This window comes from Bradyrhizobium elkanii WSM2783, assembly GCF_000472865.1.
Taxonomy (GTDB): domain Bacteria; phylum Pseudomonadota; class Alphaproteobacteria; order Rhizobiales; family Xanthobacteraceae; genus Bradyrhizobium; species Bradyrhizobium elkanii_A.
On record NZ_AXAP01000065.1, the window covers coordinates 1 to 12664 of the forward strand.

Here is a 12664-nt window from a genome sequence, read left to right on the forward strand (position 1 = left end):
GGTGTTGCGTTCGTCTCTCGCAATACCTGCGTCCACCGCATCTCACCGCAACGTTCGTGACGATCGCGACCCGCCCCTCATCCGCCGTGAGACGCGCGGAGTCATAGTGCTGATTTGCCCGACGACGAAAGCGGAATGTTTTTTACGCCAGGACTGGACGGGGCAAATCACGTTGATTGGATTAAGGAAAATCGTGCGAATGACACGACGCCGTCATGCCCGGGCTTGTCCCGGGCATCCACGTCCTTTGGCTCCGTGCGCGGAGAGAACGTGGATGGCCGGGTCAAGCCCGGCCATGACGGAGGAGAGGATTGCGCGATGCGTCCCACTGTCATTCCGGGGCGTCCGAAGGACGAGCCCGGAATGACGGAGCGGATGGAGGGCGTCCCGGAATGATGGAGCGGGCGAGTGGCGAAATAACTCGTGGCTTGTGCGCAACGATGGGTTACTGGCAAGCTCCTTAAGAAAATGAAGCTGACATGAACGAAACGGACGTCGTCATCATCGGTGCCGGGCATAATGGCCTCACCTGCGCGGCCTATCTCGCGATGGCGGGGTTGCGCGTGAAAGTGGTCGAGCGCCGCAAGGTGGTGGGCGGTGCGGCGGTGACGGAAGAATTCCATCCCGGATTCCGCAACTCGGTCGCCGCCTATACGGTGAGCCTGCTCAATCCGAAGGTCATTGCCGATCTCAGGCTCGCCGAGCACGGCCTGCGGATCGTCGAACGACGCGCGCAAAACTTTCTTCCGTCCTCCGACGGCAGCCATCTCCTCACCGGCGAAGGCCGCACCAAGGAAGCCGTCGCCAGGCTCAGCGCGCATGATGCGGAGGAGATCGGCATCTTCTCGCGCCAGCTCGAGGCAATCGCCGACGTGCTGCGCCAGTTCGTGTTGCGCGCACCGCCGAACCTCGTCGAGGGGTTTGGCGCGGACGCGCTCCGCGAGGCCTTCAACGCGCTCGGCTCCGCCAACCTCTTGCGCAAGCTTTCGCTGGAACAGCAGCGCGACCTGCTCGACCTATTCACCCGCTCGGCCGGCGAGATGCTGGACGAGCGGTTCGAGAACGACCTGGTAAAAGCGCTGTTCGGCTTCGATGCCATCGTCGGCAATTATGCGAGCCCCTATGCCGCCGGCTCGGCTTACGTGATGCTGCATCACGCCTTCGGCGAGGTGAACGGCAAGAAAGGCGTCTGGGGCCACGCGATCGGCGGCATGGGCGCGATCACGCAGGCGATGGCGGCCGCGGCACGCGCGCATGGCGCCGAGATCGAAGTGGATAGCGGCGTGCGCGAAGTGATGGTTGAGAACGGCCGCGCCGCCGGTGTCGTGCTCGACAACGGCACCACCATTCGCGCCAAGTACGTTGCCGCCAACGTCAATCCGAAACTGCTCTACACGCAGCTGCTGCCGGCGGGCGCGCTGGCGCCGGAATTCCTGCAGCGCATGTCGCGCTGGCGCAACGCCTCCGGCACCTTTCGCATGAATGTCGCGCTAGCCGCCCTGCCCTCCTTCACCGCATTGCCGGGCGCAGGCGATCACCTCACCGCCGGCATCATCATCGCGCCGAGCCTTGGCTACATGGACCGCGCATGGCTTGATGCGCGCAGCTTTGGCTGGAGCCGCGAGCCCATCGTCGAAATGCTGATCCCCTCGACGCTGGACGACAAGCTGGCGCCGGCGGGACAGCATGTCGCGAGCCTGTTCTGCCAGCACGTCGCGCCGGAACTGCCGGGCGACAAATCCTGGGACGATCATCGCGATGAGGTTGCCGACCTCATGATCGCGACGGTCGACAGATACGCGCCCGGCTTTGCGGCAAGCGTCATCGGCCGGCAGGTGCTCTCTCCGCTCGACCTGGAGCGGCAATTCGGCCTATTGGGCGGCGATATCTTCCACGGCGCGCTGACGCTGAACCAGCTCTTCTCCGCCCGCCCGATGCTCGGCCATGCCGACTACCGCGGCCCGCTCAAGGGGCTCTATCACTGCGGTTCCGGCGCTCATCCCGGCGGCGGCGTCACCGGCGCGCCCGGTCACAACGCCGCGCAGGTGATCCTGGGCGATCATCGCTCCCTGTTCGCAAGGCGTTGAAAAGCCTGTGGACAGGGTGTGGATATCAGGTGGATGCGGATGTGCATCCATCTCCCGGTCAAGCCGCCGCGGGCCGCGACACGTCGCGATCGCCGGCAAACAGCGTTTCGAGCAGCTTCACAAGCTGCTCCCGCCCCTGGCTCGGCTGGCTCAGGAATTCCGCGAGCTCGATCTCGTCGGTCTCGATGGCATACCCGGCACCGCGGAAGTCACCCCGCTTCTTTTCGTGCTCGACGAACAGCCGGCTGGCTTCGGTATCGAACGCCAGGCGCCAGCGGTCCTCGTCGGCACCTTCCGAGCGCTGATAGAGCGGCCGTCTTAACAGGGACATGGGACTCTCCTTGTTTTGTCAGCCAGCCTATCACGACTTCGCTTGCTTCACCCCGCCCGCTTGCGGGAGAGGAGCGCAGCATCCATCGCGGCGGCATTTCAACCTGATCGGATCACACTCTAGTCAGGTGGAGAACCCTGTTGAAAACCCCGGCATTCTCGGCTGGCAACTTCTCCATGACGGCCCGTGCACGCGCCGGAAGACAATCGCGTCGCGAACTACGGTGATCGATCTGGTTTAGCGCCGCTTGCGGCGGCCGGGGCGATCGATGAGAAAATCGTCCAGCTTGGAGCCGGTACCAAGTCGCTTTGCCAGCCATAGAGGCTGTTTGCCGCGACCCGACCACGTCTCGCCAGGGTTTTTCGGGTTCCGATACTTCGGGAGAACCTTTGGATAAGGGCGGCGGCTACGATCTGGTTTCGCGGCTTCGCCGGGCGACTGAAGCTTGCTCAGCCGGTCCTCGAGCGTGGCTTTCTCGGTGATTATGCGTTGCGTCAGCTCGGCCGCTACTCGTTCATGAAGCGCCCACAGTTGGTCTGTGGACATGGATCGGAAGCCGTTATTTTTCATCGAGTCGCGCCCAGGAATAAAAACAGAGCGCACTTACCAACGACGCCGGACACAAACAAGCGTCCAGATACCACTTGGCGCATCCCTCACAGGGAGAAGTTCCGCTTCCTGTCGTCAAGACATCAGACTCGCGCATTCAGGCGGCCGCGATGACGTCCTGTCCTCTCCCTTCGAGGCCGCCTGGAAGATGTTTGCCGTCGCCTGGCAAGCGCCCTCGCTTCCGCCTCCCGCACCTGTCGTCGAAGGTCGTGAAGTTCAGCAACGCGTTGGGCTATCAGCTTCACGCTCCTGCGAAGAATTCTGGCCGAGAACCTTTTACAACCACTCATTATTACTCCTAAATAAAACAACTGTAAATTTAATAAAAGCAACTGGTTACCATCATGCATTGTTCATATGAACTTTCAATTGTAGGAAAACCACCGGCTTTTGGCACGCACGCGTACCCGCTCCGAGAGCCCGATCAAAGAGTTACTCGAAGTTTCGGCTCCCTACTGCCTCGCCGGAATCCAAGATGATAATGCAATCGTGGTTAATGCTGACGTTCCGGATGAAGTCGAAACGGTTACCCTAAATGCTACCGAAACCTACCCATCGTGCCAGCCTCGCGCTTCCCGACGAGCAGACCGCCAGGCGGCTGGTCGACACGCTGACCGAGATATTCTTCGAGGGCGAGACGGCGATTGCCGCGTTCGAGCGGCCGGACGGGCGCTGGGAAGTCACCGCGCATTTTGCCGATGCGCCGGACCAGGCGCTGATGCGCGAGCTCGTCGCCAATGCGGCCGGCGGAGACCTCGCCAAGACCATTGCCTTCGACACCGTCGAGGCCAAGGACTGGGTCAAGGCCAGCCTCGAGGACCTCGTCCCCGTCCCCGCCGGGCGCTTCGTCGTGCACGGCCAGCACGACCGCACCCGCGTGCCGCCGAACAAGCTCGGCATCGAGATCGAGGCCGCGCTGGCCTTCGGCACCGGCCACCACGGCACCACGCGCGGCTGCCTCTTACTGCTCGATCACGTGCTGAAGGCGCATCATCCGCGCCGCGTGCTCGACCTCGGCACCGGCACCGGTGTGCTGGCGATCGCCGCGGTGAAGGCGCTGCACGGCACAGTGCTGGCAAGCGACATCGATCCGCCATCGGTCAACGTGGCGCGACAGAACGCCGAACTGAACGAGACCGGCCACCTCGTGACGACGATCCGCGCCACCGGCTTCTCCGCGCCGCAATTTTCCCAGCATGGCCCCTTCGACCTCGTGCTGGCCAACATCCTCGCCAATCCGCTGCGGCAATTGGCTGCTACGATGGCGCGCCATCTCGCGCCTTCCGCGCACGTGATCTTGTCGGGGCTCCTGACGCATCAGGCGCCAAGCGTAATCGCCGCGTACCGCGCGCGCGGGCTGGTGCCGTTACGGCATCTGAAAATCGAGGGATGGAGCAGCCTGCTGCTGCGCTCGGTTAAGTGAGCCCTCTGGCAAGGGAATGCGGCGATTGCACGCTTTGCTGCAAGGTCATGACGATCGAGACGCTCGCGAAGCCGGCAGGAGCGTGGTGCCCGGAATGCAAGCCTGGGCGGGGATGCCAGAGTTATGAGAACCGACCGGCTGAGTGCCGATCGTTCAATTGCCTGTGGCTGACCGATCAGCGATTTGGACCACACTGGAAGCCGAGCAAGTCGAAACTCGTGCTGACGACGTCTCAGGACGGGATCGAAATCCGGTGCGATCCTGGCTTTCCGGACGCTTGGCGACGGGAGCCGATCCGAAGCGAGATCACAAAGCTCGCTGTTTCCGGCGAGGAGCATGACGTCACCGTGCTCGTCATCATCGGAGCAAAGATGATGCTCGTAACGCCCGATCGCGAGTTCGATCTGGGTGTTGTCGGGCCCTATCAGAGGATCGTTCGGGAGCTGGAAGGAAACCGGGTGATCGGCGCAAGCGTAGTGAAGGTTTCCGATCTGGACGAACGGATGTGAAATGTACCCCGCAGGCGGTCGCAAGAAAGGCCTATTCGGCCGCCTTGTTTTTGCCGAGCGCGGTTTCGCCCTTCTCCGCCTTCAGCCGGCGCCTGACGCGCCGTTCCACAAAGCGATCCAGGATCTGGACGATGACACCGCGCTGCTTCTGTTCGATCGGAGCAATCGGGCCGCGGCGAACTGGCGGCGAAATCTTCTCAAAGCTGAAAGCAGGCATTGTGTATCCCCTCGCCGTTGAGTTGAGACACTCCTGGAAGCCTCCCCGGGCATTCGTTATCGAACGGCCTGCCTTGAAAACCGTTCTGTCTTTTCTAAACCTGCATGACGGTATTGAAGCACAACTTATGCCAAATTGTGGCGATATCCGCTGACATTGCGGACCTGTCCACGCAGCCATAAAGTGACTGGCATGTTCGAAGCCCATTTCCAGACGTTCGAAGAACCCGAAGGCGGCGTGGCGCTGACGGCGCGATTGGCCACGTTCCGCGAGGAATTGGCGCGGCGGAAGCTGACCGGATTCGTCATTCCCCGTGCCGACCAGCAGCAGAATGAATATGTTGCGCCGTCCGAGGAGCGGCTGGCGTGGCTGACCGGCTTCACCGGATCGGCGGGGCTTGCGATCGTGCTGATGCAGGAAGCCGCCTTGTTCGTGGACGGGCGCTACACGCTGCAGGCGGGCAAGCAGGTCGACCAGAAGGCCTGGCAAATCCAGCCGCTGGTCGATCCGCCGCCGGAACAGTGGCTGACGAAACATCTTTCCGCCGGCGACCGCCTAGGATTTGACCCGTGGCTGCACACTTCTGCGGCAGCCGAGCGTCTCGCGGCGGCGTGCGCCAAAGCCGGAGCCGAGTTGGTTGCGGTCGACAGCAATCCCGTCGACGCGATCTGGACCGAGCGCCCGCGCCCGCCGCTCGGGCCGGTCTCCATCCACGGGCTGCCATTTGCCGGCGAGGCGGAGGCTGCAAAGGTCGAGCGGATCAGGGACGAGATCAACAAGCTCGGCGTCGATGCGCTGGTGCTGTCGGACAGCCACGCAGTGGCCTGGACGTTCAATATCCGCGGCGCCGACGTCTCGCATACGCCGCTGCCGCTCTCCTATGCGCTGGTGCCGAGAGAGGGCCGGCCGACGGTGTTCATCGATCACCGAAAACTTTCGAATCTGACGCGCGACCATCTCGAGCAATCCGCCGATGTCGAGGAGCCGGACCGGCTGACGTTGAAGCTGACGGAACTCGCGCAGCGCGGTGGCTCGATCGCGCTCGACAATGCGACCGCCGCCGACGCACTGAACCGCCTGATCACCAGTGCCGGCGGCACGCCTGTGCGCGGCAACGATCCGGTGAGCCTGTTGAAAGCCGTGAAGAACGCCGCGGAGATCCAGGGCACGCGAACTGCGCATCAGCGCGACGCGGTGGCGCTGGCGCGATTCCTGGCCTGGATCGACCGCGAGGCGCCCGCCGGCGGGCTTACCGAGATCGACACCGTCGAGGCGCTGGAGACGTTCCGCCGCGATACCGGGGCGCTGAAGGATGTCTCATTCCCGACCATCGCCGGCACCGGGCCGAATGGCGCCATCGTGCACTACCGCGTCACCCGCAAGAGCAACCGCCGGATCGCACCCGGCGATCTGCTCTTGATCGATTCCGGCGCGCAATACGAGGACGGCACCACCGATGTCACCCGCACCATCGCGATCGGCCAGCCGACAGACGAGATGCGCGACCGCTTCACCCGGGTGCTGCGCGGCCATATCGCGATTGCGCGCGCGGTGTTCCCCGACGGCACCACGGGCGCGCAGCTCGACACGCTGGCGCGGCAATATCTCTGGCAGGCCGGCATCGATTTCGAGCACGGCACCGGCCATGGCGTCGGCAGCTATCTTTCCGTGCATGAGGGGCCGGCGCGAATCTCAAAGCTCGGCACCACGCCGCTGAAGCGCGGCATGATCCTCTCCAACGAGCCCGGCTACTACAAGACCGATGCTTACGGCATCCGGATCGAGAACCTCGAGCTCGTGATCGGCATCGACATATCAGGCGCCGAAAAGCCGATGAACGGATTCGACACGCTGACGCTGGCACCGATCGATCGCCGGCTGATCGACGTGACGATGCTCAGCGAGGCCGAGCTGAAGTGGCTCAACGACTACCATGCCCGCGTCAGGGCCGAGGTGCGCCCGCGGCTCGACGATGACGCCACGAAGCTGTGGCTCGATGAGGCGACGGCGGCGCTGAAGTAGTTGCTGTCATTCCGGGGCGCGTCGAAGACGCGAACCCGGAATCTCGAGATTCTCAGGTGCGCAAGTGCGCACCATAGTTCGATGCTTCGCATCGCCCCGGAATGACTCCGTGTTTTCTCGGCCTCCCGGAATCGGCATAGCCGCATGCCGAAACATCCGTATTCGCATCTGCGCATCTCGTTACATTCGCCGCCATGAAAGGATGCGAAGCTGAATGCATGGCGTGATGGGCAAGCCGCCCGACGCGGCAACGAAGGACATCGCGACATCGAAGCTCATGCTGCTGTTGCTCGTCGCCATGACGGGCGTGGCGCCGATCTCGCTCTATATGCTGGTGCCGGCGCTGCCGGTGCTGGCGACAACGTTCGGCCGCGACATCTCGATCGCGCAGATGACGGTGTCGCTGTTCATGGTCGGCATCGCCTGCTCGCAGCTCATCATGGGGCCGCTGTCGGACAAGTTCGGACGGCGGCCGGTGCTGCTGGCCGGCCTCGGCCTGATGGTGGTGGCTGGTATCGGCAGCATTTTTGCGGAAACCCTGCCGCAACTGATCGCGGCGCGCTTCTTCCAGGCGCTCGGCGGCGCCAGCGGCATGGTGGTGAGCCGCGCCATCATCCGCGATCTCTACAGCCGCGACCGCGTCGGCGCCATGATCAGCCTGGTGATCGCCGTGATGATGATCGCGCAGATGCTGAGCCCGCTCACCGGCGGCCTGCTCGAGACCGCGTTCGGCTGGCGCGCGATCTTCTATGCCATTACCGCCGGCTCGCTCGCGGTGGCCGTCGGCATCGCGCTGGCACTGCCGGAGACGCGCCGCGTCCGCAGCGAAGACAGCAACTTCCGCCGCGATGTCGGCAGCCTGATCAGGAGCCGCGCCTTCATCGGCTATGTGCTGTGCCAGGTGCTGGCCTCGCAGATCATCTTCACCTTCGCCGGCGGCGGACCCTACATCGTGGTCACCCAGATGGGACGCACCAGCGCCGAATATGGCGCGTGGTTCGCGACCACGGGCTTTGCCTATCTGGTCGGCAATCTGCTCTGCGTGCGCTTCGCACCGCGCCATTCGCTGGAACGGCTGATCTGGTTCGGGCTCGCGCTGCAACTCGGCGGCAGCCTGTTGAACCTCGTCTTGAGCCTCACCGGGGTCAACCAGGCCCCGCTCTGGCTGTTCGGCATCCAGATGATCGTGATGGCCGGCAACGCCTTCGTGATGGCGAACTCGGCGGCCGGCGCGATCAGCGTCCGCCCCGAAGCCGCCGGCACCGCCTCCGGCGCGATGGGATTCCTGCAGCAGGGCATCGGCTCGCTGGTGTCGCAGTTCGGCGCCTATCTCGGCGGCCATTCCACCACCACGCTGCCGCTGACGACCGCGATCCTCATCATCTCGATCGCCTGCGCCTCGAGCATGATTTTTCTCGTGCCGAAGCGGAACACGGTGGTGAGCGAGGAGATGATCGAGCAGGCGGAAGAGGACGAAGCGGGGATGATGTAGGTGCTGACCTCCAGCGCCGCAACAAACTCGTCATGCCCCGGCTTGTCCCGGGCATCCACGCAGCACAGATGCCCGAGACGAAAGACGTGGATGGCCGGGACAAGCCCGGCCATGACGGAGGAATGGGCTCACTCCCCGATCAGCTTCAGCCATTCGTCCTCGGTCAGCACCGCCACGCCGTGCTTCTGCGCTTCGGCGAGCTTCGATCCTGCACCGGGACCTGCAACCACATAGTCCGTCTTCTTCGACACCGAGCTGGCCGCCTTTGCGCCCAATCGCTCGGCGGTCGCCTTGGCCTCGTCGCGCGTCATCTTCTCCAGCGAGCCGGTGAACACGACGGTCTTGCCGGCGATCGCTGAATTGCTCTTCGGCTTTTCGGTATCGATGATCTCGTCGAGCTCCTTGACCAGACGCTCGACGATGCCGCGGTTGTGGCTCTCGCCGAAATAGGCGGCAACGCTCTTAATCACGGTGTCGCCGATCTGGTCGAGCGCATCCATCTCGGCAATCGCCTCCTCGTCACCCTTGGCGACGCGCAGGCAGGCATCGTGGAACGCCTCCCACGAGCCATAGCCGCGCGCGAGCGCCAGCGCCGTGGTCTCGCCGACATGGCGCATGCCGAGCGCGTAGATGAAGCGCTCGAGCGCGATCCGGCGCCGGTGCTCGATCGCGGCGAACAGGTTGCGCACCGAGGTCTCGCCGTAACCCTCGATCGCCTCGAGCTTGAGCTTCTGGTTGCGCTTGGGCAGCGTGAAGATATCGGCGGGCTCTCGCACCCATTCCTTCTCGAAGAAAAATTCGAGCTGCTTCTCGCCGAGGCCGTCGATGTCGAAGGCGCGGCGCGAGACGAACAGCTTCAGGTGCTCGATCTTCTGGAACGGACAGGCGAACTCTCCGGTGCAGCGGGCGCGCGCGCCCTCCTCGCCCGTCGCGGTCTCCTCGCGGACCACGTCAGTATGCAGCGGGCACGGGCACTTCTTCGGGAAATGAAACTCTTTGGCGTTCTTTGGCCGCTTGTCGATGACGACATCGACCACCTGCGGGATCACGTCCCCGGCGCGCTGGACCACGACCGTATCGCCGATCCGGATATCGCGCCCTTCGCGAAGCTGCTCGCCGTGACCGCCGATGCCCTTGATATAATCCTCGTTGTGCAGCGTGACGTTCTGCACGATGACGCCGCCGACGCCGACCGGCTCGAGCTTCCCGACCGGCGTGAACGAGCCGGTGCGCCCGACCTGGATCTCGATGTCGCGCAGCACGGTCATCGCGCGCTCGGCCGGGAATTTATGCGCGATCGCCCAGCGCGGCGTGCGTGACACGAAGCCGAGCCGCTCCTGCCAGTCGATCCGGTCGACCTTGTAGACAACGCCGTCGATATCGTAGTCGAGCTCGGCGCGCTGCTCCTCGATCTTGCGATGGAATGCGAGCAGTTCGTCGACGGAGTGGCAGAGCTTGGTCAGCGGATTGGTCTTGAAGCCGCAGCGCTCGAACCAATGGATCATGCCGCTCTGCGTGTGCTCCGGCATCGCGCTCATCTGGCCCCAGGCATAGGCGAAGAAGCCGAGCGGCCGCGAGGCGGTGATGGTCGGATCCTTCTGACGCAGCGAGCCCGCGGCCGAATTGCGCGGATTGGCGAAGACGGTGTCGCCGGCAGCCTTCTGGCGTTCGTTGAGCGCGAGGAAGGCCCTCTTGGTCATGTAGACTTCGCCGCGCACCTCGCAGATGTCAGGCACGTTGCGGCCCTTCAGCTTTTGCGGGACATCCTCGAGCGTTCGGATGTTGGCGGTGACGTCCTCGCCCTCGGCGCCATCGCCGCGGGTCGCGGCGGTGACGAGCTCGCCGCCCTCATAGCGCAGCGACATCGACAATCCGTCGATCTTCGGCTCGGCGGAGAAATCGATCTTGTCGTCACTGAGCCTGAGGAAGCGCACGATGCGGTCGACGAAGTCGCGCACGTCGCTTTCGGCAAAGGCGTTGTCGAGGGAGAGCATCGGCAACGAATGCCGCACCTTCTTGAATCGTCCCGACGGCGCAGCGCCGACCTTCTGTGACGGCGAATCAGGAGTGACGAAGTCGGGAAAGCGCTTCTCGATCGCGTTGTAGCGCTGACGCAGCGCGTCGTATTCGGCGTCGGTGACGGTCGGCGCGTCTTCCTGGTAATAGCGCCGGTCGTGCGCCTCCAGTTCGAGCGCGAGCCGCGTATGCTCGACCTTGGCCTGCGCCTTGGTGAGCTTGTCGACGTCGGGGAGCGCGCGCGCTTTTGCTGCCTTGGCCATGGCGCACGATCACGCGGTTGCCGCGCGCAACAGGCGCTCCGCCGCCGCCCTTGCTTCGGCGGTGATCTCGGCGCCGGCGAGCATGCGGGCGATTTCCTCGCGGCGGTGGTCGGCGGCAAGCGCGTTGACGCGGGTGGCGACGCGCTTGCCCTTGTCGAGCGCGTCCTTGGAAATCAGCAAGTGCTGGCTGGCGCGGGCTGCGACCTGCGGCGCATGCGTCACCGCCATCACCTGCACCTTGTCGGCGAGCCGCGACAGCCGCGCGCCGATCGCGTCCGCCACAGCGCCACCAACGCCGGTGTCGATCTCGTCGAAGACCAGCGTCGGCGCCGAGCCGCGGTCGGACAGCACGACCTTCAGCGCCAGTAAAAAGCGCGACAGCTCGCCGCCGGAAGCGACCTTCATCAGCGGTCCCGGTTTTGTCCCCGGATTGGTCTGGACCCAGAACTCGACGCGATCGATGCCTTCCGGCCCGGGCGAGGCCGCATCGGTCTCGACCTGCGTCATGAATTTCGCGCGCTCGAGCTTCAGCGGCGCCAGTTCGGCGTTGACGGCCTTATTGAGCTTTTCGGCGGATTTGGTCCGCGCCGCCGACAATCTTGTTGCCGCCGCGCCGTAGCGCTTGTCGGCTTCCGCTGCCGCGGCTTCGAGCTTCTTCAGCTGGTCGGCGCCGGCATCGATCAGCGCGACGTCGGCGGCATATTTGCTGGCGAGCGCGGCCAGTCCATCGACCGGCGTCGCATATTTGCGCGAAGCGGCGCGCAGCGCGAACAGGCGCTCCTCGATGCGCTCGAGCTCGGCCGGATCGAAATCGGCCGCCGCAAGCGCGGCGTTGAGGTGCTGATCGGCCTCTTCGAGCGCGTTGATGGCGGCATCGATCGCCTTCACCGCCGGTTCAACCAGCGCCGGCGAGCTGGCGGCGCGGCGCTCCAGGCGGCGCACGGCGGCCGACAGCGCCGCCACCGGCGAATGCGGGCCCGAGATCGCCTCCTGCGCCTCGCGCAGGTCGGTGGCGATCTTCTCGCCCTGCATCATGGTGGTGCGGCGGCCCGCCAGCTCGGTCTCCTCGCCGTCCTTTGGCGCCAGCGTCTTCAGTTCCTGCGAGGCGTGGCGCAGGTAATCGGCCTCTCGCGCGGCGCGTTCCATGCCGGCGCGATGCTCCTCCAGCGCGGCGTTGGCGCTGCGCCGCGCCTCCCACAGCAATTCCAGCGCCGCCACGTCCTTCTCGAGCCCGGCAAAGGCGTCAAGCAGCCGCCGATGGGTCGAGGCATCGACCAGGGCGCGCTCGTCATGCTGGCCGTGGATTTCGACCAGTGCGGCGCCCACTGCCCTCAGGGTCTGCACAGAGATCGCCTGGTCGTTGATGAAGGCCCGGGTGCGGCCGTCAGCGAGCTGCACGCGGCGCAGGATCATCTCGCCGTTGTCGTCGAGCCCGTTATCGGCCAGCAGCTTTGCCGCCGGGTGATTTTTGGGCACGTCGAAGGTCGCCGTCACCTGCCCCTGCTCGGCGCCGTGCCGCACCAGCCCGGCATCGCCGCGGCCGCCGAGGGCCAGCGCGAACGCATCGAGCAGGATCGATTTGCCCGCGCCGGTTTCGCCGGTCAGCACCGCAAGGCCACGGGAGAATTCGATATCGAGCCGTTCGATCAGGACGATGTCACGGATCGACAGACGCGCCAGCATGTGAGGACTATT

The 12664-nt window shown here is 64.6% G+C and carries 10 protein-coding genes; 5 read left to right on the forward strand and 5 right to left on the reverse strand.

Translation table 11 applies throughout. The annotated features are described in order from the left end of the window. Positions 1–479 precede the first annotated feature (479 nt). A complete protein-coding gene (locus YY7_RS0136255) occupies positions 480–2087 on the forward strand; it encodes a phytoene desaturase family protein (RefSeq protein ID WP_028167481.1) in 1608 nt (535 codons plus the stop codon). Positions 2088–2145: 58 nt separating this feature from the next. Here the strand turns inward: YY7_RS0136255 and YY7_RS0136260 are convergent, their stop codons facing one another. Both YY7_RS0136260 and YY7_RS0136265 read right to left on the reverse strand, forming a co-directional pair. Next, positions 2146–2418, reverse strand: a complete 273-nt coding sequence (locus YY7_RS0136260) for a hypothetical protein (RefSeq protein ID WP_028167482.1) — start codon at positions 2416–2418, stop codon at positions 2146–2148. A gap of 237 nt (positions 2419–2655) precedes the next feature. Continuing rightward, positions 2656–2988 (reverse strand): H-NS family nucleoid-associated regulatory protein, encoded by a 333-nt coding sequence (locus YY7_RS0136265; RefSeq protein ID WP_028167483.1) that lies wholly within the window; start codon positions 2986–2988, stop codon positions 2656–2658. Positions 2989–3562: 574 nt separating this feature from the next. Between YY7_RS0136265 and YY7_RS0136270 the strand changes: the two genes are divergently transcribed. Beyond that, complete coding sequence (locus tag YY7_RS0136270; RefSeq protein ID WP_028167484.1) at positions 3563–4450, forward strand: 50S ribosomal protein L11 methyltransferase; 888 nt, start codon at positions 3563–3565, stop codon at positions 4448–4450. A gap of 218 nt (positions 4451–4668) precedes the next feature. Then, a complete protein-coding gene (locus YY7_RS63720; protein WP_245287524.1) occupies positions 4669–4959 on the forward strand; it encodes a hypothetical protein in 291 nt (96 codons plus the stop codon). Between the two features lie 31 nt (positions 4960–4990). Here the strand turns inward: YY7_RS63720 and YY7_RS0136280 are convergent, their stop codons facing one another. Next, positions 4991–5176 (reverse strand): hypothetical protein, encoded by a 186-nt coding sequence (locus YY7_RS0136280; RefSeq protein WP_028167486.1) that lies wholly within the window; start codon positions 5174–5176, stop codon positions 4991–4993. 192 nt (positions 5177–5368) lie between these two features. Here YY7_RS0136280 and YY7_RS0136285 point away from each other — a divergent pair, with 192 nt between their 5' ends. Next, a complete protein-coding gene (locus tag YY7_RS0136285; RefSeq protein WP_028167487.1) occupies positions 5369–7198 on the forward strand; it encodes an aminopeptidase P family protein in 1830 nt (609 codons plus the stop codon). 214 nt (positions 7199–7412) lie between these two features. Beyond that, positions 7413–8690, forward strand: a complete 1278-nt coding sequence (locus tag YY7_RS0136290) for a multidrug effflux MFS transporter (RefSeq protein WP_028167488.1) — start codon at positions 7413–7415, stop codon at positions 8688–8690. Between the two features lie 128 nt (positions 8691–8818). Here the strand turns inward: YY7_RS0136290 and ligA are convergent, their stop codons facing one another. After that, entirely contained in the window at positions 8819–10969 is a 2151-nt protein-coding gene (ligA, locus tag YY7_RS0136295; protein WP_028167489.1) for an NAD-dependent DNA ligase LigA, read from the reverse strand. A 9-nt stretch (positions 10970–10978) separates the two neighbouring features. Continuing rightward, a complete protein-coding gene (gene recN / locus YY7_RS0136300) occupies positions 10979–12652 on the reverse strand; it encodes a DNA repair protein RecN (protein WP_028167490.1) in 1674 nt (557 codons plus the stop codon). Positions 12653–12664: the final 12 nt, after the last annotated feature.